At 64.8% G+C, this 25,557-nt stretch carries 25 protein-coding genes and 1 tRNA gene; 11 read left to right on the forward strand and 15 right to left on the reverse strand.

Annotated elements, in window-relative coordinates; genetic code table 11:
• Positions 1-90: 90 nt before the first annotated feature.
• Positions 91-1,920 carry a calcineurin-like phosphoesterase C-terminal domain-containing protein gene (locus tag AC5RW2_RS18065; RefSeq protein WP_493962662.1) on the reverse strand — a complete coding sequence of 610 codons (1,830 nt, stop codon included), beginning with the start codon at positions 1,918-1,920 and terminating at the stop codon, positions 91-93.
• Between the two features lie 660 nt (positions 1,921-2,580).
• Between AC5RW2_RS18065 and AC5RW2_RS18070 the strand changes: the two genes are divergently transcribed.
• Positions 2,581-3,216 carry a potassium channel family protein gene (locus AC5RW2_RS18070; RefSeq protein ID WP_493962661.1) on the forward strand — a complete coding sequence of 212 codons (636 nt, stop codon included), beginning with the start codon at positions 2,581-2,583 and terminating at the stop codon, positions 3,214-3,216.
• Positions 3,217-3,334: 118 nt separating this feature from the next.
• Here AC5RW2_RS18070 and AC5RW2_RS18075 read toward each other — a convergent pair whose 3' ends face one another.
• On the reverse strand, positions 3,335-3,790 hold the full coding sequence (locus AC5RW2_RS18075; RefSeq protein ID WP_494074334.1) for an SHOCT domain-containing protein: 456 nt from the start codon (positions 3,788-3,790) through the stop codon (positions 3,335-3,337).
• Between the two features lie 239 nt (positions 3,791-4,029).
• Here AC5RW2_RS18075 and AC5RW2_RS18080 point away from each other — a divergent pair, with 239 nt between their 5' ends.
• Complete coding sequence (locus AC5RW2_RS18080; RefSeq protein WP_493962659.1) at positions 4,030-4,524, forward strand: DUF456 domain-containing protein; 495 nt, start codon at positions 4,030-4,032, stop codon at positions 4,522-4,524.
• A 3-nt stretch (positions 4,525-4,527) separates the two neighbouring features.
• Here AC5RW2_RS18080 and AC5RW2_RS18085 read toward each other — a convergent pair whose 3' ends face one another.
• Both AC5RW2_RS18085 and AC5RW2_RS18090 read right to left on the reverse strand, forming a co-directional pair.
• A complete protein-coding gene (locus AC5RW2_RS18085) occupies positions 4,528-4,989 on the reverse strand; it encodes an Lrp/AsnC family transcriptional regulator (protein ID WP_493962806.1) in 462 nt (153 codons plus the stop codon).
• Positions 4,990-5,295: 306 nt separating this feature from the next.
• On the reverse strand, positions 5,296-5,823 hold the full coding sequence (locus tag AC5RW2_RS18090) for a hypothetical protein (RefSeq protein ID WP_493951457.1): 528 nt from the start codon (positions 5,821-5,823) through the stop codon (positions 5,296-5,298).
• Between the two features lie 195 nt (positions 5,824-6,018).
• On the opposite strand from AC5RW2_RS18090, the gene AC5RW2_RS18095 reads away from it, so the two are divergent.
• Positions 6,019-6,091, forward strand: a tRNA-Ala gene (locus AC5RW2_RS18095).
• 253 nt (positions 6,092-6,344) lie between these two features.
• Here the strand turns inward: AC5RW2_RS18095 and AC5RW2_RS18100 are convergent.
• Entirely contained in the window at positions 6,345-7,376 is a 1,032-nt protein-coding gene (locus tag AC5RW2_RS18100) for an AAA family ATPase (RefSeq protein WP_493962658.1), read from the reverse strand.
• Between the two features lie 265 nt (positions 7,377-7,641).
• Here AC5RW2_RS18100 and AC5RW2_RS18105 point away from each other — a divergent pair, with 265 nt between their 5' ends.
• Positions 7,642-8,832: an NAD(P)/FAD-dependent oxidoreductase gene (locus tag AC5RW2_RS18105; protein WP_493962657.1), complete on the forward strand. Its 1,191-nt coding sequence runs from the start codon at positions 7,642-7,644 to the stop codon at positions 8,830-8,832.
• A gap of 11 nt (positions 8,833-8,843) precedes the next feature.
• Here the strand turns inward: AC5RW2_RS18105 and AC5RW2_RS18110 are convergent, their stop codons facing one another.
• Entirely contained in the window at positions 8,844-9,086 is a 243-nt protein-coding gene (locus AC5RW2_RS18110; protein ID WP_493962656.1) for a hypothetical protein, read from the reverse strand.
• Between the two features lie 614 nt (positions 9,087-9,700).
• Between AC5RW2_RS18110 and AC5RW2_RS18115 the strand changes: the two genes are divergently transcribed.
• Together AC5RW2_RS18115 and AC5RW2_RS18120 are read left to right on the forward strand one after the other, a co-directional pair.
• On the forward strand, positions 9,701-11,251 hold the full coding sequence (locus tag AC5RW2_RS18115) for a hypothetical protein (protein WP_493962655.1): 1,551 nt from the start codon (positions 9,701-9,703) through the stop codon (positions 11,249-11,251).
• 126 nt (positions 11,252-11,377) lie between these two features.
• The gene (locus tag AC5RW2_RS18120) at positions 11,378-12,376 is read left to right on the forward strand and encodes a GmrSD restriction endonuclease domain-containing protein (protein WP_493962654.1); all 999 of its coding nucleotides are present in this window, start codon (positions 11,378-11,380) and stop codon (positions 12,374-12,376) included.
• Positions 12,377-12,523: 147 nt separating this feature from the next.
• On the opposite strand, the gene AC5RW2_RS18125 is transcribed toward AC5RW2_RS18120, so the two are convergent.
• The 4 genes from AC5RW2_RS18125 to AC5RW2_RS18140 all read right to left on the reverse strand — a co-directional run bounded on the left by AC5RW2_RS18125 (position 12,524) and on the right by AC5RW2_RS18140 (position 17,072).
• On the reverse strand, positions 12,524-13,669 hold the full coding sequence (locus tag AC5RW2_RS18125) for a hypothetical protein (RefSeq protein ID WP_493962653.1): 1,146 nt from the start codon (positions 13,667-13,669) through the stop codon (positions 12,524-12,526).
• 248 nt (positions 13,670-13,917) lie between these two features.
• Positions 13,918-14,922, reverse strand: a complete 1,005-nt coding sequence (locus AC5RW2_RS18130) for an LLM class flavin-dependent oxidoreductase (RefSeq protein ID WP_493962652.1) — start codon at positions 14,920-14,922, stop codon at positions 13,918-13,920.
• A 46-nt stretch (positions 14,923-14,968) separates the two neighbouring features.
• On the reverse strand, positions 14,969-15,733 hold the full coding sequence (locus tag AC5RW2_RS18135; RefSeq protein WP_493962651.1) for a glucosamine-6-phosphate deaminase: 765 nt from the start codon (positions 15,731-15,733) through the stop codon (positions 14,969-14,971).
• Between the two features lie 250 nt (positions 15,734-15,983).
• Positions 15,984-17,072 (reverse strand): DNA alkylation repair protein, encoded by a 1,089-nt coding sequence (locus AC5RW2_RS18140; protein ID WP_493962805.1) that lies wholly within the window; start codon positions 17,070-17,072, stop codon positions 15,984-15,986.
• 177 nt (positions 17,073-17,249) lie between these two features.
• On the opposite strand from AC5RW2_RS18140, the gene AC5RW2_RS18145 reads away from it, so the two are divergent.
• The 4 genes from AC5RW2_RS18145 to AC5RW2_RS18160 all read left to right on the forward strand — a co-directional run bounded on the left by AC5RW2_RS18145 (position 17,250) and on the right by AC5RW2_RS18160 (position 19,853).
• Positions 17,250-17,972 (forward strand): alpha/beta fold hydrolase, encoded by a 723-nt coding sequence (locus tag AC5RW2_RS18145; RefSeq protein ID WP_493962650.1) that lies wholly within the window; start codon positions 17,250-17,252, stop codon positions 17,970-17,972.
• Positions 17,969-18,487, forward strand: coding sequence for a YbaK/EbsC family protein (locus AC5RW2_RS18150; protein WP_493962649.1), 519 nt, complete (start codon positions 17,969-17,971; stop codon positions 18,485-18,487). Before AC5RW2_RS18145 ends, AC5RW2_RS18150 begins: the two co-directional genes overlap by 4 nt.
• An 84-nt stretch (positions 18,488-18,571) precedes the next feature.
• Positions 18,572-19,078 carry a ferritin gene (locus tag AC5RW2_RS18155; protein ID WP_493951447.1) on the forward strand — a complete coding sequence of 169 codons (507 nt, stop codon included), beginning with the start codon at positions 18,572-18,574 and terminating at the stop codon, positions 19,076-19,078.
• A gap of 178 nt (positions 19,079-19,256) precedes the next feature.
• Positions 19,257-19,853: a dihydrofolate reductase family protein gene (locus AC5RW2_RS18160; protein WP_493962648.1), complete on the forward strand. Its 597-nt coding sequence runs from the start codon at positions 19,257-19,259 to the stop codon at positions 19,851-19,853.
• A gap of 75 nt (positions 19,854-19,928) precedes the next feature.
• Here AC5RW2_RS18160 and AC5RW2_RS18165 read toward each other — a convergent pair whose 3' ends face one another.
• Complete coding sequence (locus AC5RW2_RS18165) at positions 19,929-21,251, reverse strand: APC family permease (RefSeq protein ID WP_493962647.1); 1,323 nt, start codon at positions 21,249-21,251, stop codon at positions 19,929-19,931.
• Between the two features lie 245 nt (positions 21,252-21,496).
• Here AC5RW2_RS18165 and AC5RW2_RS18170 point away from each other — a divergent pair, with 245 nt between their 5' ends.
• Positions 21,497-21,700 (forward strand): cold-shock protein, encoded by a 204-nt coding sequence (locus AC5RW2_RS18170; protein ID WP_127512273.1) that lies wholly within the window; start codon positions 21,497-21,499, stop codon positions 21,698-21,700.
• Positions 21,701-21,770: 70 nt separating this feature from the next.
• Here the strand turns inward: AC5RW2_RS18170 and AC5RW2_RS18175 are convergent, their stop codons facing one another.
• The 4 genes from AC5RW2_RS18175 to AC5RW2_RS18190 form a co-directional block, all read right to left on the reverse strand.
• Positions 21,771-22,142, reverse strand: coding sequence for a VOC family protein (locus tag AC5RW2_RS18175; protein ID WP_493962646.1), 372 nt, complete (start codon positions 22,140-22,142; stop codon positions 21,771-21,773).
• A 121-nt stretch (positions 22,143-22,263) separates the two neighbouring features.
• A complete protein-coding gene (locus tag AC5RW2_RS18180) occupies positions 22,264-23,829 on the reverse strand; it encodes an amino acid permease (protein ID WP_493962645.1) in 1,566 nt (521 codons plus the stop codon).
• A gap of 138 nt (positions 23,830-23,967) precedes the next feature.
• Entirely contained in the window at positions 23,968-24,417 is a 450-nt protein-coding gene (locus AC5RW2_RS18185; RefSeq protein WP_493951438.1) for a hypothetical protein, read from the reverse strand.
• Positions 24,410-25,426, reverse strand: coding sequence for a squalene cyclase (locus AC5RW2_RS18190; RefSeq protein ID WP_493962644.1), 1,017 nt, complete (start codon positions 25,424-25,426; stop codon positions 24,410-24,412). The genes AC5RW2_RS18185 and AC5RW2_RS18190 overlap by 8 nt, the downstream gene beginning before the upstream one ends.
• Positions 25,427-25,557: the final 131 nt, after the last annotated feature.

Below are 25,557 nucleotides of genomic sequence, written 5' to 3' on the forward strand. Positions count from 1 at the left end.
GTTGTTTTGCAGCAGGGTTCAATCCCCACATAGGCCAGCATGGGCCCGGCGGAGCTAACCACCGGGCCCGTGCTGGCCGACAAGACGGGGTTACTCCACGACTTCGAAGGTCAGCGTCTCGGTGAACTCCCGTCCGTGGACGTCGGTGGCGACGACCGCGGCGGTGTGCTTGCCGACGGCGAGGTCGGCGGGCAGCTCAAGCCGCCAGAGGTGCATGGAGCGGTCGGCCAGGCCACCGCCGTGGACGAACTGCTCCTGGATGGCCGCCGGGTCTGACCATTCGGCGCCGATCAGCGGGGTTTCGCCCTGCAGTCGCTGGGTGCGGACGGCCGAGGTGGCGTCGCCGCCGTCCAGCGTGACCTTGACGGTGGATCCGGTGCTGCCCATCCAGAAGTTGGTGGTCAGCCAGGTCTGGCCGGACAGATCTTCGCGCGAGACCTGCAGCGGATTCTCGAGAGCGGGAGCCGTGCCGCGGGGCTTGGCGACGTTCTCGGCGTACCAGGTGCGGTAGGCCGGGGAGTTCAGGCCCAGCGCCATCTGCTCGCTTTCGTCGCCGCCGCGGATGGTGAAGCGCTCCTTGACCTCGGTGTTCTTGATGTCCAGAGTCAGGACGCCGGGAGGGGTGCCGTCACGCTGCACCGAGGTGGGGTAGCCCTCTTCAAGGACGCGCCCGCCGTACCAATGGCCGGAAACTGCCGGGACGGTCAGGTGCGTGAACGGCAGGCCCGCGTCGCCGACCTCGTCGCGCCAGCCGGCCATGAGATCGCCTTCGCGCAGGTTCTCGGACATGTGGGTGTGCCCGCCGAGGGAAACGACTTCGCGGCCCTCAAGGATTTCGTAGACCTCCTCCAGCTGCTTCATCGTGTGGGAATCGCTGTAGAAGAACTCAAGCAGCGGGCTGTGGCCGGCCAGCACGATCACCCGGTCCTGGGGCACCTTGGCGATGTCGGCGCGGAGCCACTCGAGCTGGCGCTCGCCGAGGGAGTACGTGTAGTTGCTCTTCTTGGCGGGAATCGTCGTCGGATATTCAATGTTGCTCAGGGCGACGACGTGGGCCTTGCCGGCGTCGTACGAGTAGTACTCCGGGCCGAACTGGCTGCGGTAGGTGTCGAATTCGTGCTCGCCGTCGAGGGCGTCGAAGTCGAGGTCATGGTTGCCGGGGAGGAAACGGGCCGGCCCGTTGAGCATGGCTGTCAGTTCCCGGGTCTGCTCGAAAAGGGACAGGTCGTCGCCCACAATGTCACCGATGAACAGGGCGCCGCAGCCGGCATAGTCGGTGCGGGCGGCCAAGTCGGTGAAGACGCCGTTGCGGGCGAACTCAACCTCTTTCTGGTTGTAAGTCTGGACGTCGGCGCCGATGGCGCAATGCTGCTCCGGCGACTGGGTGAGCTGGCTCTTGGCCAGCGGGAAGTTCACCTCGTCAGGCAGCGCTCCGGTCGGGGCGATGCCGCCGTACTTCAGCTCCGGCGAGCCTTCGGGCAAGTGGTTGTAAAAGAACTGGGCAACGTTGTCCTCGTCCACCGGCACCTGGTAGCCGCGCGGCTGGGTGACGAAGACGGTCATGTTGTCGAAGGCCGGCAGCTGGTAGCGGCCGTGGCTGTCCGTCTTAACGACGTCGCGGCCGTTGGAGACGGTGACGCCGCGCAGGCCGGGCTCGTTGACGTCCTGCTTGGAGTTCTTGTTCTTGTCATTAAAGACGGTGCCATCGAGGGTCTGCTCGTCTGCATCCGGACCATCAACGACGTCGACTCCTCCTCGGTAGGCGGAGGTGGCCCAGTCGTTTTCGGCCGGGGCGGGGCCGGGCGCAGCGGTGGCAGCGGGACCAACCATGGTGCCGGCGGCCAGCAGAGCCAGGGCGCCGACGGTCAGGCGCAGCGGCCGGGCCAGCCGGGTTGCTTGTGGAGTGGGGGACGGGTGCATGAAACGGACCTCCGGTCGAGTGAGCGCCGGCCGTTCAGAAGTGGCCGGCATCGCCTACTGTTGCCCATGCCAGTGAACGGGCAATGACGGGGGAGCGCTGTCAGCGCCGCCTGCCGGTAACTCGGCTTCGCCGGGAGTTAACAGTTTCGGTGCCACGGTCCTGCCGTCGAGAACTAGCGGGGCGCCATGGCGCCTCAGGAAGGTTGGCGGCATGCCAATTCACAGAGCTGTAGCGCCGAAATGCCGGGGACATGTGATTGGCCTAAACGGGGCGGAAGCGTCGGCCTCGATAAGAAAATGGTCTTGTCTGGATCGCCGTCGTCGTACTTCTGTTGGTGAAGCGGAGGCGGCGCGCCCGGCGAAATCAGACGGCGGCGGACGACGGCGGTGCTCCGGTTGGGCGGGAAAGTCCGGTCGAGCGGCAAAAGGCTTTTCCCCGGCCCTCACTGTCCGGACCTACCGACGAGCCCTGCAGTTCCGGCGCGCGGAGAGGCGACGCACACCGACGGTGATCGTTTCGTCGGCACCGCAACGTCCTCGGCCATCGGAGTGAACACAGCGAGACCGCCCGTTCCCCCAGGCCGAGCCGGGGGATCCCGGCCAGGCGTCACCCGCTGCGGGCGATGGCCCCAAGGTGCGCGCGGAGGATAATGGTGCGCGATGACCACGGTCCAGCATAGTTCCGCTCGGCGGCGCGGGCAGCGCCTGTGGGTGCTGCTGCGTCCGGCCCTGACCGGCGTCGCCCTGCTCGTGGTTTACTACACGATGCCGCTTAACCGGGATGGCTCCCTTCCAGCGCTTTTGGTTGGCCTCGGCGCGTTGGGTGCGCTGGTCGCCTGGCAGATCAGGGCTGTGACGATGTCGCCGTCGCCGCGGCTGCGTGCCATCGAGGCGTTGGCCACGTCGATCCCGCTGTACATTGTCCTGTTCGCAGTCTCGTACGTCACTACGTCCTTTTGGGACTCGGGCGCTTTCACGGAACGGCTGGACCGGACCGACGCTTTGTACTTCACCATCACCACGCTGGCCACGGTGGGATTTGGTGATATCACTCCGGTATCTCAGGCCGCACGAATAGCAGTCACCGTGCAGATGGTTTCCGGGCTGGTGCTGCTTGGGCTGGTGATCAAGGCGTTCCTGAGCGCCGTGGAAGTCGGCCTCCGGAAGGCCGAGGGAAGCCGTGCCGGTCAGGCCGAGGCCGACGCGCCCGGCCACGACGACGGCGGCGCCGCCGGACCTGATAGGGATGCATCCGGTCGCCGCGACGGTGCCGGCAGCGACCCCGCCGGCGGGTAAGCAGATGCAGCTCAGCTCACCAAGTCATTGCTTTTCACGGCTCATGGCCTAGCAAAGGGCGATGAGTGGCCTCGGCTCCCATCGTCCTCCGGCAGGGCGGTGTCCCGAGTGCGGCAAGTTACCGGTTGGCACCGGGATTCGCTGGTGCTGCGCCCGGCGTGCTTCCGTTCGTCGTGCTCGGCTGCTCAAGCTTGAGCGCCCGCGCCTTGACGTGTTCGAACTCTTGCTGGTTGATTGCGCCGGAGTCCAGCAGTTCCTTGGCTTTGGCTATCTCCGCAGTCGGACTCGCGCCAGCCACCCCGCGGATGTACGCGTCGGTATCCATGCGCATCGCTTGCGACGCTTCGTGACTGCGCTCGGCCATTCCCCTGCCGCGCGCGATCAGGTAGATCAACGACGTCAGGAAGGGCAGGAAAAGCAGGAAGATCAGCCATACTGCCTTCAGCCACCCGTTTATCGACCTGTCGCGGAACAGGTCAGTGATGATTCCGAACAGCACGAAGAGGTAGGCGATGAAAGCGAACGCCCAAAAGAACCACCAGATGGTGTCCCATAACGATTCCCCGAAGTTCACGGCATCCACCTCCGATTTCCCGGCACCGCCGCACCGGATAGCCTCAAGCCCTTCCAGAACGTGGGCGCAGTCTACAACCTTGCCGGGCAGAGCCGTCAAGACCTCGGAATGCGGGAGCCGCAGCAGCCGCGGGAGCATCAGCGGCTGCCGTTGCATTTTCCGCCCCTCCGGAGGCTGTACGCAGCGTCAGCCCAGTGGCTTGTCGCAGAAAGCAGGGCTATTCCCGTTAGTGTGGGTGGGTGGAAGCCCAGATTCTTGCGACCGTTGTGTGCGGTCTGCTCATAGCCGTCGGCATTGCCGGCATCGTCGTGCCCGTTTTGCCTGGCACCATCACCATCGGCATCAGCCTGCTGGTCTGGGCCATCGCCCTGCAGAATATGGTGGGCTGGGTGGTCTTCGCCATCGGCATGGTGTTTGTGGCGGCCGGCATGCTGGCCAGTCTGGTGCTGACCGGCCGCCGGCTGAGGCAGCGGCAGGTGCCCAACTGGTCCGTCCTGGTCGCCGTGCTGACGGGCGTGGTCGGGATGTTCGTGATTCCCGTGGTGGGGCTGTTCATCGGGTTTGCGGCCGGCCTGCTGCTTAGTGAATATGCCCGACGGCGGCACTTCGGCCAGGCGGTCGGGGCCAGTTGGGCGGCGCTCAAGGCCGTGGGCCTCGGCATGCTGGTGGAGCTGGGCTGCGCATTCGCGGCCGGCGCGGTCTGGGTGGTCGGCGTCCTGGTGCAGTTCGTCTAGAAATCAGTCCTGCTTGAGCAGCCCGGTGGTCCGGTAGGGGATCACTTCGCGCAGGAACATCTGCGTGGACGTGCGGGTGATGCCGGGGCAGAACCGGATCTCCTCGCTCACCCGGTACAGGTCGTCCGGGCTGTGCGCCACCACGCGGATCAGCAGGTCGGTGTCGCCGGCCGGGGCATGGCACTCGAGTACTTCCGGAATCTTTCGGAGGGCTTCCACCGCATCATTGAGCTTGCTCTGGTCCAGTTCAGCGCTGACCAAGGCCATGACGCCGCGGTCCAGCGCCTCGGGCAGTACCCGGGCCGAGTGGGTACGAAGACATCCCGAGGCTGCGAGGCGTTCCAGTCTGGAGTGCACGGTCCCGCGTGCCAGGCCGAGCCGCTGCGCCAACATCATCACCGGGACCCGCGGATCCTCGTCCAGCGCTAGCAGGATCCGCCGGTCGGTGGCATCTAGTTGCTGCAAATTGACCACTTCCTGTCGATCGTCTGGCGGTTGCTTGAACAGTCTGATCAAGTATAGAGTCGCCACTTGCACGAATTGTAGGCATGATGATGGACTGTTCATCAGATCGGGCGAAGCCACAAGCCGCAGCCCGCTGAGGTGCACAGTCCAAGCTCACGACGCCGGGCAGTGTTTGCGGGCCCGCAAAGCCCGGACCTTGTTGTTCACACAGCCGAAGACCCCTGCCAGTCCGGATTCCGGGCAGTCAGGGGTCTCGCTGTTGGTGGGATCAAACGGTGTTTGTTGCCGAGCGGGATGAGTGCAGGCTCAAGCGGCGTTCGCAGGAGTGCTGCCATTGAGCGGGGGAGTGTTCTGCTTCTCGCGTGGCTGGAAGAACCGCTTGTAACCGAGGAACAGTACGATGGCCAGGCCAACGGTCACCACGATGAATGAGAGCGTGGTGTTCCCGGACATGAAGCTGCGCGTGATGCTGTAGATCAGAGTGAACAGGCTGCCAAGCATGACGCCGTTGGCCAACACCCGGTTGCGCCTCTCGACCACCAGGCTCAGACCGAGTAGGACAACCGCGCTGATCAACGCCGCAATGGTGACGTTGCGGTTGTAGATATCCGATGCTTCCTTGTACTCGCGGAAGGCCGCTTCTTGCTGAATCTGCAACTCCCGCTGCTTAGCCAGCTCCTCATCCGTGGGATTGCTCTTTTCGATAATCATCTCCACCGGGTACTCCGGCACCTCCGGCGGGGCATAAAACGTGCGGATGCCGAGCCCTACGAAGAGCGCGATGATGACCCCCAAGAAGACCGTATAGACGGCCTTGAGAACTTTGTTGTCCATGGCCAGAGTCTATGGCGCGGTTTCGACTTGCCTGGCGGACGCCAGTGGGCGCTGCGCATTCGTTATCAGAACGGGTGAAGTGGGCGGGGACATTGGTTGTGCTGGGCGCCACGGCAGGGTGTCTGAGGCGCAACACTGCATCCTGTCAGCTTGGCGATCGGAGCCCCGCAGTCTTATGATCAAACGCAGTGGCACGGGGCTTTAGCTCAGTTGGTAGAGCGTTTCGTTCGCAATGAAAAGGTCAGGGGTTCGATTCCCCTAAGCTCCACTACACGAAGGGCCCCTACTTCCTTGTAAACAAAGAGAAGTCGGGGCCATATGTTTCACCGGCGGCGCCGACGGCCTGGCCGAGTGCGCGGCCCTTGGCCTTCTCCGGCCGGCATCAAACTGCCGATTCAGCAGGTTCGGCGCAACGATGCCCTGCTCGCCCTGGTTAGAGTTGTAGCGCTTCTTCTTCCGTCGGACCTTGCAGACCAGCCGCAGCGAACGCAGCATTCGCCTGACAGCCGTCGCAGATCCGGTTAGGACAGCCAGCGCCACCAGCGTGACTGCTCCGGTTCCGGCGTCAGTTCCGGCTCCGGCTCCTCGCCCAAAGCCAGCGCGGCCTCGACGATGTCGTCCGCAGTGAGCGTCATGACGGCCTCACGATCGAGCGCCTCGAGACTTTGTTCCTCGTCGAGCGACAGCCGCAGCGCCTGGCGGTTGAGCGCCTGCTCGAACAGGGTGCGGGCGAACCGTGCATTGCCGGAGTCTTCGCCCGCGTGGAGCCCGGTGAAGATGCGGCGCAGCATCTGGTCCGCACCCGGCTCCAGCGTGTACTCGTGCTGGGCCAGCATCTGATGGAAGATCGTCTGGAGTTCGTCGACGGAGTAGTCGGGGAACGTGATCTCGCGGGCGAACCGGGAGCGCAGTCCGGGGTTCGAGAGCAGGAAGGACTCCATCAGCCGCGGGTACCCGGCCACGATCACGACCAGGCGGTGGCGGTGGTCCTCCATCCGCTTGAGCAGGACCTCGATCGCCTCGGGGCCGAAGTCCGCCCGGCCGTCCTCTGGGGCCAGCGCGTAGGCCTCGTCGATGAACAAGACGCCGTCCAGCGCACGCCGGATCACCCTGTCCGTCTTGATGGCGGTCGCGCCGACGTACTGCCCCACCAGGCCCGAACGGTCGACCTCGACCAGATGGCCTTTCTGCAGCAGACCGACCGCGCGGTACATCTCGGCCAGGAGCCGCGCCACGGTGGTCTTGCCCGTGCCCGGGTTTCCGAGGAACACCAGATGCTGTGATGTGGCCACCTCCGGCAGGCCGTGCATCTTACGGCGGGCCTGGACCTGGAGCAGTGCGACGAGGGCCCGTACCTGTTCCTTCACGGTCTCCAGTCCGACCAACGCGTCGAGCTCGGCCTGCACCTCGGACAGCGGCCGGGCCGGCCCGGGCCTCGCACCAATGAGATCGCCGACCAGGTCGACGCGCTCCGAACCGTGCAGCTTAAGCTGATCGGCCAGATGGCCGATGGTTTCGCGCAGGTCGTCGAGCGGGTTGCGGCTGGCAGCCATGCACCCACTGTAGTACTCGATTCCCGACCGGGGTGGGGCTGGCTTCAACGTATCAACCCCTTTTGGCCGCAGTGTTCACAGGGTAAGGCAGTCTCCGGTGGATAACGCGGGCACTGGCCGTGCTTTCGGTGCTGTGGAGATCGAGGCCGACGTTTTATGAGCCGGTCCTTGCACGCTCCCGCCTTGACGGAAGGGCCCGGGCGTTGTGGACTGGGCGGACGCGGGAGCCGCTGGGGCGCGGCTGCCAATGACGGAAGGCCGAAACATGGACAAGCACCATCAGGTAGTGGTTGTCGGCGGCGGCAATGCGGGAATTTCGCTGGCAGCGCGGCTTCGCCGGTGGAAGGTTGAGGACATCGCAATCATCGAGCCTCGGGACCAGCACTACTTCCAGCCGCTGTTCTCCCACATAGGAGCCGGGGCTGCACGAATGGCCGAAGCAGTCCGCTCGCAAGCGGATGTCATGCCGCAGGGGGTTGACTGGATCCGCGGGGAGGCGGCCGACGTGCGGCCGGAGGAGAACGTCGTCGTCCTGGCCGGAGGCGACCGCGTTGGTTACGCGCACTTGGTGGTCTGCCCGGGCCTGCAGTTGGACTGGGACGCCGTTCCCGGGCTGCCGGAGGCCGTAGCCTCGCCGCATGGCTCGTCCAATTACGACGCCGCGCTGGCCCCCAAGACCTGGGACCTGGTGCGAGGGCTGCGCGGCGGCACCGCCGTATTCACCGAGCCGCCCGGGCCCGCAAAGTGCGCAGGTGCCGCCCAAAAAATTGCCTACATGGCCTGCGACTACTGGCGGGAACAGGGCGTGCTTCAGGACATTGACGTGCACTTGGTGGTGCCCACACCTACCGTCTTCGGGATGCCGGAGGTGGACCGGGAGCTGGAGCGCAAGATCAGCGAGTACGGGATCAGGCTGTGGACCTCCACCACCGTAGCCTCGGTCAATCCTGAGGCACAGACACTGGTGCTGCACGGCTCCTCGGGGGATCGGGAGGTTCGCTACGACCTGCTGCACGCAGTTCCGCCGCAGTCGGCGCCGGACTGGTTGAAGGCCACTGCACTGCCGGCGAGCGGAAGCAGCGGCGGCTTTGTGGAGGTGGATCCAGAGATTCTGCGCCACCCGCGATTTCCCAATGTCTGGTCCCTCGGCGATGCTGCCGGAACACGCAACTCCAAGTCCGGCGGGGCGCTCCGCAAGCAGGCCACGGTACTGGCGAAGAATCTCACCGCTGTTCTGGCCGGGCGCTCGCCGGAAGCCCGTTACAACGGCTACTCAGTCTGCCCGTTCACGCTGAGCCGCCGCACCGCGTTCTTTGCTGAGTTCGACGACCAATACCGCCCCCAACCGAGCTACCCGTTCCTCAGGATGGCCAAGGAACGGCGCTGGCAGTGGGTGATGGACCGGCGCATCTTCCCGCAGATCTACTGGCACCTGATCCTGAAGGGCCGGGCCTGAATGTCGCGCCGCTACTGATTAGTGGCACCTGCTTGTTCCGCCGCCCGGCAAAGCTGTTCCTGCTGTTCCTCCGGCGACAACTTATTCCAGGTCTCGGCCTGAGCCCTGATCATGGTTTCGGACATGCCCCTCGCGCGCATCTCTGCGGGTGACACCACAACGCTGTTCTCCGGACCAATCATGTTGCGCTGGTCCAGATCGGCATCAGGGCCATCGGCATAGCTGGGTGAGCATGCGGCGAACCCTGCATTCACTTCCTCGTCGGTACCTGCCGCTGGTGCCGTATCCGTAATTGGCGGTGAGGGATGGGAAGCCCAAGGCTCTATCGTGGACTCGCCTAAAAGCGACCCTGTGCCCACAGAAATCCCTACCGCCAACAGCAAAACAGTGGTGAGTCCAACCGATAACCTTTTCAAGCAGAACCCCCATGCTTCAGGCCCCTGCTGAATGAGCGGGGCGACTATTATCCTCGTCAGACTACGGCACTGCACCATACGGAGCTTCCGGCGCATGCGCTTCGTCAGCCCCCGGATGCGAGAATGACGGCTGAATCTGTCAGGTCTATAACTTGCCAGCTATCGCTACCGTTTCCCGAGCATCGAACGAATTCCAGAGATTTATACTTCAGCCGCTTTGTCTTTTCGCAACGACTGTTGTTTAAGGATTTAGCCGTGACATTGCGGCCGCCCATGGCTGTTTCCCTGCCGAATCCTAGGCGCTGATTCCGAACGCTTAAGCAGGTCAGGTCCGGGGACCGGTGACGATTTCCAGAGATTCCCTTACGCATGCGCGCCCACGGCCGATTGCAATCCGTGACACCCGTGCCCGCATTCCCGCGGTCGGATGCATGACGAACGGATTCAGTTTGATGAAGTCCCTCCTCCGCGCACTCCTCGGAGCTGCCCTTGGAACGTCCCTGATCGCATCAGCACTGGTTGTCAGCATCCCGGCCCAGGGCGCGGTCCCGTACAGCGCGACCTACCAGACCTATACCGCGCCCAACGGAGTCAGCAGCAAATACCACGTTTACGCCAGCGGTATCGATACAAAGAAGCCCGTCGGCGTGCTGTTCGTCTTCCACGGCGACTACTCCCAGCCGAAGCAGTCCTACGTCCACCACCCCAATAGCTCCCTCATGAAGAAGATGGCGGCTGAGGCCGTCAAGAAGAACATGATCATGGTCCCCGTCATCACCCCCGACAAGAAGGGCGGCATCACCTGGTGGGAGGACGCCGACCGTAACGGGGACTGGTTCCGCTCATTGGCAACGAGTTTGATCGCGACATACAAACTCGATTCCCGCCGCATCTGGTTCCACGGCTACTCCGGCGGCGCCGAGTTCATCACCTACGAGCTCCTCGCGGACCGCCAGGAATGGATCAAGGGCGGCGGCGCCACCATCGTCGGCGGCGGGGGATACGACGGCATGCAGACAGCACCCTCCGCAGCCGTAAAGAAAATGAAGCTGCATTGGATCAGCGGCAGCCGCGATGGAAAGGGTGGCACCAGTCTGAAAACCTGGTCTGCACTGGACACCGCCAAGCGCGCGGAGAAAAAATACAAGGCCCTCGGGTTCACCAGCACCAAGATGACCGTCCTTCCGGGCGTCACGCATTACACCTACGACATGCCAAAACTTCTGGCCAACGACCTGAAAGCGATGCCGGCCGCCATCGCGCCTCCCAAGGCCAATTCCGGCGATGTCGTTGCTGTGGACTCCGCCGGCAAACTGTATATCTATCCGTCCGCCAGGGGCAGGGACCTGAACAAACGCCGCTACGTTTCCGCGGGCTGGGGAACATCCCTGACCGTGGAGATCGCCGACTGGAACGCCGACGGCATCCAAGACCTGATCGCCAACTGGAAGGACGGGCGGCTGACCGTCGACTACGGACTGAAGAACGGCGGCTTCAAACGGTCCATTCTGGGCACCAGCGGTTGGCAGCGCAACACCATCGTCGTCGCCCAATGGAGAAGCGCCGACAAGTTCCCTGGCATCATTGCCAAGAACCGCGACGGCAAGCTCTACTCGTACCGCAATAAGGACGGAGCAAAGCCCGCGGCGCGGAAACTGCTCAGCTCGGGCAACTGGAAGAGCTCGGAGCTGATGGCCATGGACTTCGACGGCGACACCAAGATGGACCTGGTCGCCCGCAATGCTGCCGGGCAGCTGAAGCTTTACCGGTCCAACGGCAAAGGCCAGCTCATTAAGGAGACCCGCAAGGTAGTCGGCGGTCCAAGCTGGAAGGCCATGACGCACCTGTCCGCGGCCGAAGGGCATCTGGCCGCGGGACAACCCGGCATCCTGGCCCGCGACAAGAAGGGCAACCTGCACTTCTACCCGGTCTCCTCAAAGAAGATCCAGAAGCGCGTCACCGTCGGGATCGGTGGCTGGAACGGCCTGAAGCTCGGCTCGTAGTCCTCCTAAAATAGCGCGGCGCGAGCCTCTCCCGGCCCGCGCTCGGGCTGGCGAGCGCTGGTGTGGGCGGCACAACGGTGTGTCCGCCAGCTCCGGGGCACGAACTTGCCGTACACATGAAGGGATATGAAACGCATCCGCCTTGCCCTCGCCGGCGTGCTGCTGGCCGGACTGACTGCCTGCAGCACCCCGGTCCTTGAAGCACCCGTTGTCACCGAACCACCCGTTGTTACTGAATCGCCCTCGGGCTCCGCATCGCCGGGCGCACCGGAGGCCAGTGTCCAAGAGAAGTCCGAGGCACCCGAGCCACAAGCTGAACAGGGACCCGCTGCCGGCACAGCGCTGGAGCAGCTGGCCACCATTGAGGTGAAGGGCCGGGCGCCCAAGACCGGGTATTCCCGGGAACAGTTCGGCAAGGGCTGGAAGGATCCTGACCGCAACGGTTGCGATGCGCGCAACGACATTCTTCAACGCGACCTGGACAACGCCGTGCTCAAGGCAGGCGGCTGCGTGGTGACCTCCGGGGTGCTGGCTGATCCCTTCACCGCGGCGACCATCGACTTCGTCCGCGGCAACACCACCAGCGGCGCGGTGCAGATCGACCACGTCGTCGCCCTCTCGGATGGATGGCAGAAGGGTGCGCAGCGGCTGGCTCCGAACCAGCGTGAAGCGTTCGCCAACGACCCGCTGAACCTGCTGGCCGTCGACGGGCCCACAAACGCGGCCAAGTCCGATAGCGACGCAGCCACTTGGCTGCCGCCCAACAAAGCGTTCCGCTGCGAGTATGTGGCACTGCAGACCGCGGTGAAAGCCAAGTACGGGCTGTGGATGACCAAAGCGGAGCGGGCGGCGATCAAGAACGTCCTCAGCACGTCGTGCCCGGACCAGCCTGTCCCGGCCGATGGGGGAGTGGCTATGCCGGTCGCCGCAACTCCGGCCCCCGCACCAAAGCCTCAGCCCGCCAGGGTCAAGGAGGCTCCTGCGCCGGCTCGGTCCGGCAGCAATGTTTTCTACGCGAACTGCACCGCCGTGAAGGAGGCCGGTGCGGCACCCATCAGGGCTGGTGATCCCGGCTGGGACACCAAATTCGACCGCGACGGCGACGGGATCGGCTGCGAGTCCTGACGGAGCGGATCTTGAGCTCCGCTCCGCTATTACGTCTCACCCACGCCGCTAGATCCCTGGCACGTGCCCAGGAGATGCATGGGCTGGGCGCTACACGTTTCCACATGGCCAGCATGAATTGACGATGGCGGGCCAGGAACTTTCCGGTCAGGGTTTCTTGCCGGCCAGGATGTTCTTTGCGGCCGTTCCGCGCGCTCCCTTGCAGTCCTGGGTGTACCAGTTGACCGCTGCGGTCGGGTCGGCGCCCATCCGGTAGGCCATGCAATCGGCGACCATCTCGACCCCGTTGTCGGTTTTGAAGATCTTGTTCAACCGGCTGTCCATCGCCTCAAGGCCGTTGCCGTAGAGGCGGAAGGTGATGATGTGCGCGCACTCATGCAGCGCGATCGCCTTGTGCTGGCTGCCTTGGTACCCAAGTGCCATTTCAATCCGAAGCGAACCGGAGTGGGCGGTGCTGGCCGACCCTCCCTTCTTCACGGTAATGATCTGGTTGGGGCAGTACTTCTTCATGTAGTCATAGGACAGCTTGCGGTACCCGGTGTAGCCACGCGGGTTTTCGTGCCGTACGGTGCCGGTTTTGGAGGTCCAGCCTTTTTCGTACGCGGAGGCATTCACCAGAATCCGATATTTCCGCGTCACGTTGGACTTTGTCTTCGGGGTTTTCGCAATGGCCAGGGGCGGGGTTCCGCTGGTCTTCTTCTTCCAAACCAGCTTCTGCACGGTGACCCATTTACCGTTACTGCGCATTTGCAGGGCCCCGGTCCGGGCGGATCTGCCGGTCCAGACGTAGACGCCGTGCCGGGCTTGGTCGCCCGCCGCTACCTTGCCTTCGGCCTCCGCAAACGGCCTCGTGTAGTTCGAGTAGCGGTGGCTGATGGCTGAGCGGTCACGCTTCCAGACGACCTTCTGGGCCGGACTCGCGGAGCGGGTTCTGCTGCCCTCGGTCGCCGCGATGCGCACCTGTACGGTGCCCTCCTTGGCCATCTTGTAGCCGAGCGTTGTTTTGCCTAGCTTGCCCGGTGCCTTGGAGTCCACCGTCTTCCAACTGGTGCCGCTCTTCAGCTGCAAGGCGATCCGGTACCCGGAGGAGCTCGGATCATGCCAGACCGTGAACTTCTTGGACGGCTCCCAGGGGTAGCTGTCCAGCGAAGATCCGTGGAGGGCGGGCGCCTGATAGGCCGGGCCGGCCGTAATCGTCACAGGGGCCGCGGCGACAGCCGGCGGTCCGGCGAAGACCATGATGCCGACCGCAGCGGCGGCCGATGCTAGGGCGACAATCAGACGTGCGGACAAAGCCTCTACTTCCGGATACTGACGAGGAAAGGTGCGTAGAGGCATCCGGACGTGGCAGGCTACGACTCCTCGCACTCGGATTCTAACGGGCAAAAGGGGATCTATGGCGCAACACAGGGGCTGAACTTGTCGGCGGCGGAAAGCTCGATCGGATCGCGCAGGCTTCGCCCATCGCGAGCCGCGTGACCACGGGGATTTCCATTGCCTGCAGACCGGAACGGCAGCACCTCAACCTGCCGGTGGACGAGTTAGCCGGGCAGCCCGAAAAGGGCCGCCAACCGGCGGTCGGTGTCGGTCAGGGCGGCGGTGTCGAAGGTGTTGGTGGTGACCATGAGTTCGTCGGCGCCGGTCGCCTCGAGCAGCAGGCCGAGCCGCTGAGCCACCTGGTCCGCGGTGCCGTGCACTGCAGCAGCCAGGGTCTCCTCCACGAGCACCTGCTGCCGTGCCGTCATCGCTAAGGCCCGGATGGCTTCCACTGGCGCCAGCGGCGGAAACTCCCCACGGGTGCGGGATTGCGCCATCGCCCACGCCTCGGGCAGCAGCAGTTCCCGCGCGGCTTCGGCTGAATCCGCCACGGCCACGTTCGCCGACGCGATCACGTACGGCTCGGCGTAATAGGCGGAGGGCCGGAAGTTCTTCCGGTACCGCGCCAGCACGCCGCGGGCCAATTCCGGCTTGCGCCCGGTGAAGGCCGGACCACCAACAACAACGGCGAGGCCCGCCTTCGCAGCGATTTCCGCGCCTTTGCCGGTGGCCAGCACAAAAGGCGGCGTTGCACCGCCGTCGTACGGGCGGGCAGTAATGGCAGCGGTCCCGCCCAAGTAGGACAGCAGCTCGGCCAGGTCCTCCGCGAAGCGGTCCGCCGCGTCCTTGTCCTGCCGCAGCGCGGACCGCACCGCCGGTGTGAAGCCCACCGAGCGGCCGACTCCGAGATCGATCCGGCCGGGAAAGAGCGCCTGCAGGGTGGCGGCTTGTTCGGCCACCACCAGGGGCTGGTGGTTGGGCAGCATCACCCCGCCGGAGCCGACACGGATTCGTTTGGTCTGCGCGGCCACCGCGGCCATCAGCACCGTCGGTGCGGAACCGGCGATTCCCGGCACGCCGTGGTGCTCGGCCACCCAGAACCGGTGGTAGCCCAGCCGCTCGGCCTGCTGCGCGCGCCGGACGGTGGCGGCCAGCGCGTCCGAGGCCGAGCTGCCTTCGCGGGCATTGGCGCGGTCCAGGATGGAGACAGGAAGGTTGGCGAGCTGCATGCCAGTCACAAGATGGCCAGCCGGCGGCTATTGCGTCGACCGAAATTCACGACGCCGATGACGCTCCGGCCGGAAGCAGCGAGGCGGCCGCCAGATCGGTGAGGACGGTGACGTCGGGATGCAATTGCAGGACGGAGGCCGGGCAGTCCGGGTGGATGGGGCCGGTCAGTGCATCGCGGAGCGCTTCGGCTTTGTCCCGGCCCTGCACCAGCAGCAGCAGCCGCTTGGCGGCGAGGATGGTACCGAGGCCTTGCGTGATGCAGCGGGTAGGGACGTCGTCCAGGCAGTCGAAGAAGCGCGCGTTGGCTTGCCGCGTGCGGTGCGTCAGCACCTCCACCCGAGTGCGTGAATCCAAGGCTGAACCGGGCTCGTTGAACGCCAGATGGCCGTTGTGGCCTATGCCCAGAATCTGCAGGTCGATGCCGCCGGCGGCAGCGATGGCCGCCTCGTAGTCCGCGGCCGCCTGATCCACATCCGGCCGGCCAGCGTCCGGCAGCAGAACCCTCGCGGGGTCGAGGCCCAAAGGGGTGATGACTTCGCGCTCGATCACCGCGGCGTAACTCTCGGGGTGGCCGGCCGGAAGCCCGATGTATTCGTCCAAGGCGAACCAGCTGACGGCGGCCAGGTTCAGCCGGCGGCGTGCCAAAGATTGGTACAGCGGCAGGGGGGAGGATCCGGTGGCCAGGCCAATGACGGCTTCGGGCACTTCATCAACGAGTCCGGCGACCAGGTCTGCGGCCACCGTCCCGATGCCCGCGGCGCTGTGGTGTGAAACGTGCAGCTTGCGTTGCTCATCGACGGTGGCGCTCATCGGGGCCACCTCAGTTTCGCGAGGCCGGTACGGAGCGGACGTGGTGCAACGGCCGAGGTCTGCGGCGGGGGCAGGTCAAGCTTCATGGCAGTTCCTTCATCGGTACTGGTCGCATCTGCAGGAGGCGGTGTATCCGCTGGCATAACAGAAACAGGTTACAGAAAGGTTATCGAATGGCGACGGCCGGGCACTTCGATCAGCACCCGATCATGCGCTCAGCGAATTCGGTCAGGCCGCCAGCTGCCGCTGGTCAGGTCACCACGTCGAAGGCTGCGTGAGCGGACAGCGTCCCGTTCGCCTGCACCTGGACCAAGTGCCGGCCGGCGTAATGCACACGGGTGGTCATCTGCCGGAAGCCGTGCGCTTTGCGGAACCGGCGCATCTCGCCCGGCGCCAGGTCGGCCACCGCCAGCTTGAATACCTTCGGGGCCAGCGCCCCGTTGGCCTTGACGTAGTGCACCACGTAGTCCACCGCAACGCGTGCGGGCACCGCCGCTTCGTTGCGGAGTTCGACGGCGAAGCCCAGTTCCCCGGGCAGGCGGACAATGCTCTGGTCGAGTTGCGGAGCGGATACCGCCACGGCTCCAGAGGTAAAACCGAGCGTAGCGAGGGCGCCGGGGTCCGCCTTCTTCACCAGGGTGCGCAGCCCGTGCCGGACTACCCAGGCCGAGCGCTCGTCCGGCGTCGTGCTCCAGCGTTCGGCGGTGGCCACCGCTTCGGCCGGGGCGTGCCGCGATATGTCGTTCAGGTGGTTGGCCACCGAGCGCCGGACGGTATCGCTGTCGTCCCGATACAGTTCGTCGAGGAGCGGCAGCGTCGCCGTCGGACGGGCGATGATGCCGGGCACCCGGGCGGCCCAAGGCAGATACGGCCGGGTGCCTTCGCTGGCCAGCCGCCGGACGTGCTCGTCCGGGTGCGCTGTCCAGGTGTGGATCGCTCCCAAGGCCCGATCCAAATCCGGAATGAGCAGCCGCCGGATGGCGAACTCGCTGCTCATCCGCGGCGTCAGTTCCGCGAGCAGCGCCAATGCGTCATCGAAGGTACGCCGGCTTCCATCTCGGAGCGCCAGGGTGACCGCGGCCTCGCCGACCGGCCACAGGAGCCACCCGGTGAAGCCGTCATCGGCGAGGGCGGTGCGGAAAACCCCGGCAGCCCGGCCGTAGTCCGCATCCAGATCGTCGATCAGCGCGGCGGCGAGCAGGCCGGCCCGGGCCCGCAGGGCCAGTGGTTCCAGCCGGCCGCCGGCTTCCCCGAGGGCCGGCCAGGCAGATTGGTCGGCGGCCACCTCCAGCGAAGTGCGCAGTTGCGCAACCTCGGACGGACCCAGCAGGTCGTTCATGATTCCCACTGCGGTCCTCCGGGTTGGCTCAGCGATGTTGTCACAACCCAGCCTATGGCTCACCGGCAGCGTCACCCGGCCTCAGCCCGCCGGTACGGCAGGCATAGGACCGTGGCTGTCCTGAATTCGACCCAAGGGGTGTCCCGGGCCACTGTGCGGGCACTAGAGTCACCTGACATGGACATCATCTTGGTACCTGGATTCTGGTTGGACGCGTCGTCATGGTCGGAGGTGACACCGCCGCTGGTTGCCGCGGGCCACCGGGTCTACCCTCTGACGCTGCCCGGGCTGGAGTCCGTGGACGCCCCGCGGGCGGGCATCGGCCTGCGGGACCACATTGACGCGACGCTGAAGGCAGTGGACGAGCTGGGCGGGCCGGTGATCCTCGTGGGGCACTCCGGCGGCGGCGCCATCATCCACGGCGTGGTGGACCAGCGCCCGGACCGCATTCTGCGCGCCATCTATGTGGACAGCGGCCCGTTAGGCGAAGGCGGCGTGATCAACGACGAGCTGCCCGCCGACGGGGATGAAGTGCCGCTGCCGGACTGGAGCTTCTTCGGGGACGAGGACCTGGCGGACCTGGACGACGGGCTCCGCGCAGCTTTCCGCGCCCGCGCCATCCCGCAGCCCAAGGGCGTTGCCCAAGACCCGCAGCACCTCTCCGACGAGCGACGGTTCAGCGTCCCGGCCACGATCATCACCTGTGAGTTCACGCCGGAGCAACTGCAAGGCTGGATCGACTCCGGGGCCCCGCAGGTAGTGGAGCTGGCCAGTATCAAGGACGTGGAATACGTCCATCTGCCCACCGGCCACTGGCCGCAGTTCACCAAGCCCGCCGAACTGGGCGAGGCCATTCTGGCCGCGGTCACCAAGACGGCGGGGGCAACACAGGCATCATGAGCGCCGCCACCCTGTTGCCTGCGGTTGAAGCAGCGCTCGCCGAGCATGGCCTGACCTACGAGGTGCTGGCGTGCGATCCGGAACTGGCGGACACCGCTGTGTTCTGCGATCACTACGGCTTCTCCCTGGACCAGTCGGCCAACACCATCCTGGTGGCTTCTAAGAAAGTCGAGCCGGCCAGGTATGCAATCTGCGTGGTGCTGGGAACCACCCGGCTGGACGTGAACAAGTCGGTCCGCGAGCTGCTGGGCGTCAAACGGGCTTCCTTCGCCGACGCCAAAACCACCAAAGCGGTGACCGGGATGGAGATCGGCGGAGTGACAGCTATAGGCATCTCGGGAAACACCATCTACATCGATTCGGCGGTGCTGGAGCGCGAGCGCGTAGTGATGGGCGGCGGCAACCGCACCAGCAAGCTGTTGCTCCAGCCGCAGGAACTGGCGAAGCTGCCCCACGCCGTCGTTGTGGAGGGTTTGGCCAAGCCCACTGTTCCGGCCCACGCCACCGGCAGCTGAGTTTACGGATAGCACAGGCTTTCCTCAGCTTGGCTTGCCTTACCTTGGTGGCGGTGATACAAATCGGTGCCTAATCTGGGAACTATGGGACTCACAGGAAAACTTGCAGAAGCGTTTAACAATCAGGTCACGCTGGAACTTCAGGCCTCCGTGGTCTACCGCCAGCTCGCCATTGAAATGGACGCCGTCGACCTGCCCGGCATCGCCGGTTGGTTCCGCGCCCAGGCCGAGGAAGAGGTGGTCCACGCCAACAAGTTCATCGAGCACATGATGGACCGCGGCGCGCACCCGAAGATCCAGGCGATCACCGCTCCCACGGTGTCCGCCGGGACCGTGCTGCAGGCGTTCGAAGCCTCGCTGGCGCACGAGAAGAAGGTCTCCGAATCCATCCGCGACCTGTACCGGCTGGCACAGCAGGAGGGCGACATCGACTCGATCCCGCTGCTGAACTGGTTCGTCGAAGAGCAACTCGAAGAAGAAGCCACCGTCGGCGAGATCATCGGCCGCGTCAAGCTGGTCAACGACGACGGCCCCGGCCTGCTGCGCCTGGACGAGCAGCTCGGCTCCCGAAAGGCCGCCGAAGACAGCTAACGCCTGAGGTTTTACACCTCAACCACAACGCAAGGAACGACGTCGGTGCTCACCTGGGCACCGGCGTCGTTCCTTTGCGTGGGTGGCAGCATCCTTGACAGGGTGCTGATTCCGGTGTCGACTCGGTCCCAAGTGTGCTCGGTAGGGGCCGAGCCGTGAGCGGACCGGAGAATCGGGTATGGCCACTATCGTGGTGCAGGCGTTCATCACTCTGGACGGCGTCGTCCAGGCGGGCGGCGGGCCGGATGAGGACCGCGAAGGCGGCTTCGAGCACGGCGGCTGGCAGGCAGGCTACGACGACGGGGACGTTGTCAGCGAGTGGGAGAGCAGGACCGAGGCACTGCTGCTGGGCCGCAAGACGTACGAGATTTTCGCCGGCTCCTGGGGCGTGTGGGACGAGAATGCCGACGGCCTGCTGGGTGAACTGACCCGCAGATACAACCGCGTCCCCAAGTACGTTGCCTCGCGCACGCTGACCGAGCTCGGCTGGAAGAACTCGCAGCTCCTCGGTCCCGACATGCCGACCGCCGTGAAGCTGCTGCGTTCCGAGCCGGGTGGCGAAATCCGGGTGTGGGGGAGTACCCAGCTGATCAGGACGCTGGCCGAGCACGACCTGATCGATGAATACCGGCTGGTCGTTTACCCGCTGGTGCTGGGCTCCGGCAAGAGGCTGTTCGGCGACGGGTTCCCGTTCAGCAGACTCAGGCTGGCCGAGTCCCGCGCACTGCCATCTGGAATTCTGATCAACATCTACAGGCGCTCCGACGCGAACTGAGCGGCGGACAGCGCTTGACGCCAGTTCATACCGCCCCCGATGGGTCCACTGATTCGGGGGTAGGCATTCACGCGTCTATTTGGCGCGTCGTCGGCGTTCCATCAGCCGGCCTCCGCCGTACAGCCCCAATCCGATGGCCAGCAGAATACCCGCGCGCAACCAGATCTCGGCACTCTGCTGCGTCAGCAGCAGCACGCAGGAGGCGATGGCGAGGTACGGGATGGGCGTGAAGGCCCTGAAGTGACTGTGCTCAACGGAGTCGCGGCGCAGCACCAGAACAGCGATGTTGGTGCTGAGGAACACGAAAAGGAGCAGCAGTACGACGGTTTCGGCCAATGACTCGAGGTCGCCCGTCAGCGTCAGGGCCATGGCCACCAGCGTCGTCGCAACAATGGCCACCCACGGTGTCCGGCGGTTCGGCAGCACCCGAGCCAATACTGACGGCAGGAGGCGCTGCTCGGCCATACCGTAGGTCAGGCGGCTGGCCATGATCATGGTCAGCAGGGCGCCATTGGCGACGGCAATCAAAGCGACGATGCCGAAGAGCCACGGCGGGATGCCGAAACCGGTGGCATCGACGACGGCGAGCAGCGGTCCGGAAGAACCCGACAGTTCGTCCACGGGGAGGGCGATCGCTGAAGCCAGGCCGATCAGCACATAAACTGCTCCGGCGGTGATGAGAGCGCCGAAGAGCGCTCGGGGGTAGACCCGGGAGACGCCGCGCACTTCTTCTGCCACGTTCGCCGAGGTTTCGAACCCCACGAAGGAGTAGTAGGCAAGCAGGGCCGCGCCAAGCACCGCGGTGGCCGGGTGCACGCCGTCGGTGAATTCGAAAACCCGGCTCGGTTCGCCGTCGCCGCGGCCAAGCATGAGCCCCACCAGAACGATGACCAACACCAGCCCGGAAACCTCGACCACGGTCATCACTATGTTGCTGCGCAAGGACTCTTTGATGCCGCGCATATTGAGCAGCGCGACCAGTAGCAGGAACACCACCGCGGCGGCCGCCGTCGGTACGTCCAGAAACGGTTTGAGATAGTCACCCGCGAAGGCCAAAGACAAGCCTGCTGCGCTTGTTACCCCTGCCGCGAGCATGCAGAACCCGACCAGGAAGGAGACTGCCGGAATGCCATACGCCCGCTCGGCGAAGACCGCCGCGCCGCCGGCCTTCGGGTATTTGGTGACCAACTCCGCATATGAGAACGCGGTGAGCAGCGCCAGCACCAGTGCAATCACCAGAGGCACCCAAATGGCTCCGCCAACCTCGGCAGCTACTTCTCCCACCAGCGCGTAGATACCGGCGCCGAGCACGTCACCGAGGATGAACAGGTAAAGCATCGGACCAGAGATGCCCCGTTTCAGTTTGGACGGGCTCTGAGTCTCGGTTCGTGTAGGCATGCCTTGAATTGTAATCACCCTTACTATCAGCTCAGTATTCGGGCAACGAGCCGGATCTTGTGGATGAGGGTGGCGGGACTAGCCGTTGCCACCCGTGGCCCCTTCCGTCGGAGGAGGGCCAACAGCCCGTTCCACCATGCACGGGTCTTGCCCCCGGTGGTCGGCGCCCCTAGGTTGTAAGTGGACGCCTGCGGGGATAGGTTCCCGACCGGGAGCCGGCGGTGCGGCCAAGAAGGATAATCAGCATGGCAACAGGCACCGTCAAGTGGTTCAACGCCGAAAAGGGTTTCGGATTCATTAGCCAGGATGACGATGGACCGGACGTGTTCGCGCACTTTTCGGCCATCTCCTCCGGCGGCTATCGCTCCTTGGAGGAAAACCAGCGGGTGGAGTTCGACGTGGTTCAAGGCCCGAAGGGCCTCCAGGCCGAAAACATCCGCACGCTCTAACTTGTGAACGAACTGCGCCCCGGACCTTGTGGTCCGGGGCCGCAATCGTGGTGCCTTGCTTAGACGTGGCTTAGACGTGCTGGTCCACGGTGATCGGGTTGCCGTCCGGATCCAGCAGCATGAAGCTCGCGGGGCCGTTCGTTCCCTCGTCCGCTTCCGCCAGAAATTCCACGCCCTCCGCCTTCAGCTCCCGCTGGAGGTCGCGCACGTCCGTGAAGGAGTCAAGCGCCTGGGCGTTCTGGTTCCAGCCCGGGTTGAAGGTCAGCGCGTTCTTCTCGAACATGCCTTGGAAGAGTCCGATGACGGTCTCGCCGTTCTTGAGGATCAACCAGTTTTGCGTGATGTCACCGCCGTGATCGCTAAAACCGAGCTTCTTGTAGAAGGCAGCGGAAGCCGCGATGTCCTTGACGGCGAGGCTGATCGAAAATGCGCCGAGCTCCACGGGCTACTCCACTCTGCAGAATGATGAATTCCTCTGATGATAGCCGTGGCGGATGCGGGCCCTGCCTGCGGCCAGGCACCACCAGCGTTTCAAGCCATTGCTGCCCCTGAGGCAGGCGGAACTACGGCTCCGGGTTGTGCCGGTGTTCCCTTCGTTCACGGACACGCTGCTCGTGCTCCAGCCGGTGATGTTCCTCGCGCTCGTGTTGCACCGGGATCAGTTCCGGATGGTTCAGCCGCGAGTGTTGGCGGCCGTACAGGAAGTAGATGGCCAGGCCGATGACGAGCCAAACCGCAAAGCGCAGCCAGGTGAGTGTGGTCAGGTTCAGCATCAGCCAGAAACACAGGACCGCGGCCAGGATCGGCACCACCGGCGAGCCAGGCACGCGGTAGGCGCGCGGCAGGTCCGGCCGCTTCTTGCGCAGCACGACGATGCCGATGCTCACCAGAATGAAGGCGGACAGGGTGCCGATGTTGATCATCTCTTCCAGCACATCCACGTTGGTGAAGCCTGCCACCAAGGCCACCAAGGCTCCAGCCAGGATCTGCACGCGGGCCGGGGTTTTATGATGTTCCGTGGTGTGGCTCAGCCAGCGCGGCAGCAGGCCGTCGCGGCTCATCGCGAAGGCGACCCGGGCGAGGCCCAGCAGCAGGACCATGATGACGGTGGTGAGCCCGATCAGGATGCCGACCGAGATGACCTGGGCGGCCCAGTCTGCCCCGACGTCGATGAACGCGGTGGCCAGCGAGGCCTCATCAGCCGCCGCAAGATCCTTGTAGGAGACCATTCCCGTCAGGGCCAGGGTCACGAGGATGTACAAGACGGTCACGATGGCCAGACCGCCGAAGATGCCTCGCGGAAGCGTCTTCTGTGGGTTGCGTACCTCTTCCGCACTGGTAGCAACGACGTCGAAACCGATAAAGGCGAAGAACACCAGCGCCGCGCCTGCCAGGATGCCCGTCACGCCGTACTGCTGTGGCTCGGCACCGCTGAGGAAGGAGAACAGCGACTGTGTCCAGGCGTTTCCGCCCGTGCCAGCGGTGGGTACCGGCTCCGGTACGAACGGTGTGTAGTTCTCCGCCCGTACGTATGTGAAGCCGACAACGATCACGAACAGCACAATCGCCACTTTGATGAGGGTAAAAACGTTGTTCACCCGGGCTGACAGTTCGGTGCCGAGCACCAGGAGGGTGGTGAAGATGGCAACGATCAGAAGTGGGCCCCAGGTCAGCTCCAGGCCCAGGAAGCTGACGGTGGTGGGGACATGGACGTCGAAGAGCAGGAAGACACTGCTGAGATAGATCCCCCAATACTTGGCGATGACCGCCCCGGCCGTGAACAGTTCCAGGATCAGGTCCCACCCGATGATCCACGCCAGCAGTTCGCCCAGGGTTGCGTACGTGTAGGTATAGGCGCTGCCGGCCACTGGAATGGCCGAAGCGAACTCGGCATAGCACATGATGGCCAGCGCGCAGGTGATGGCCGCGAGCACGAAGGACAGGGTCACGGCCGGACCGGCAAAGCTGCCGGCAGCTTTCGCCCCGACGGAGAAGATTCCGGCACCGACGGCAACCGCCACGCCGAGGATCATCAGGTCGAAGGTGCTCAGGGTGCGTTTAAGCTCCCGCCCTGGCTCCTCCGAATCCGCCATGGACTGTTCGATCGACTTGGTCCGAAAGAGGCTCATGGGACCAGTATTCTCAGGATGCACTGCCACGGATACCTTAATTTTGCGAAAGGGGGCGGTCATCGCCCAGATCGGGGGATACTGCCGGGAAGCGTAGTCCTGAGGGTGTCGGCCGGGGAACGGGTGTGGTGGCCGTTTCTAGTCGATGAAGGCGGCCTTCGAGCTGTACTCCTGATACAACCTGGCGGCATCACCCAACGGCATCTCGCCATACTTCAAAGCGGTCAGCAGCCCGTCGAGTTGCGCGCTGGCCGATTCTGCCGATGAGATCTGCTCCGCACTGTTGCGTGAGTTGGAAAGGCTGGACGCTATTGCGGCGACCAGGGAGAGGACCGAAGACAGGATGCAGATGACCTGCCAGACGACCGAAGGGCTGGATAGCGAGAAAATGCTTGCCACCGCTGAGTTAAAAGTGTCCTGTCCGAAACCCGGCCCCGCCGTCAACGCGGCGACGACGGCACTGGCCACGATGCTGACACTGGTCAGCCGGTTGCGCCTCGGACGCGCGCGGCGAAGAAACGCCCTAATGTCGTTGCGGCGCTCGTCGATTTGCCGGGTCAGGTCCTGGCGGTTCTGTGCGTCATCCATGATGTCCTCGTCCTGCCGGTAGGCCTGTGGCTTTTCTACCGGGTTGGTCCCACCACGCGAGGACGCGGGTGGCGTAGAAGGTGAGCCATTTGGACGCTTCGCCGGGTGGCACGTCGATATCGAACCAGACACGCCCTGGATGACGGCGTTCCTGTAGCCACGTGCCGTCGGGTTGGCGGGCGGAGCGGATCACCTCCACTGCGTCGGCCAGCCGCTGGTTGGGGGCGCCGCCGTCGTACAGCGCAGCAGACCTGAAATAGTCCGCAGCGTGCAGCGCGCCGTGGACGAACCGGAACGGGTAGGCGAAGTGGGTGGCCCACGGTCCGACGATTTCTCCGGTGGACTTGGTGTACAGCAGCCGGCGTTCCAGCAGGTACTCCTCGCCGGCGTGGCGGGCGGCGCGGAGTTCGTCCGATCCGCCGGTCGCTGACTCGTAGTACAGCAGCCCTTTCAGCGTGTTAAGCGTGGAGTGGAACGAGGAGCGGGTGGAGCCTTCGACCCATTCGCAGTTCCAGCCGCCGTCGGGCAGTTGATGCTCGAGGAACCAGGCGGCGATTCCGCCGACATCGGCTCCGAGCCAGGCGCCGTTGGCGAGTGTAAACGCGTTGATGCAGCAGTCCACTTCGCCGTCCCAGTACGGCAGGTTGTCATACTCCCAGCGGCTGTTGGCGGCGAGCCGCTCGGCGGTGCCGTCGAGCGCGGCCGCGTCGAGGCCCCACTCGCGCAGCGTGTTGAGCGTCCAAGTGGTGGCCGTCCACGGTTGGCCGGCTTCTTCGGCTGCTTCCGGGCCTTGGAAGTCGAAGTCGGCCGGAAAGTAGGCGCCGTCGGCCCATTGGCCATCGGCGTCCTGTTGCGCCAGCAGCTGCGCCCCGAATCCCTCGGTGGCCACCCGGGCCCTGGTTGCCTGCCACTGCTCAGGCGGCGCGTGGGCGAGGTCCCGTTCGACCTGCCAGCGCAAGGCCGGGTCGGAGTCGAGCATCCAGTCGAGCAACGCCGTCTCGGGCTTCATGGGGAACAGAGTAGCGGCCGCCGGGCGGGAGCAACACCGGCCCCGGGCTGTGGCGGCAGAATGGCGAGAAAAACACAAGGACGACGTCGGCAGCCGGGTGGGCGCCGACGTCGTCCTCTCACATGTGGAGA

Source organism: Arthrobacter sp. B0316-1-20, from assembly GCF_059091865.1.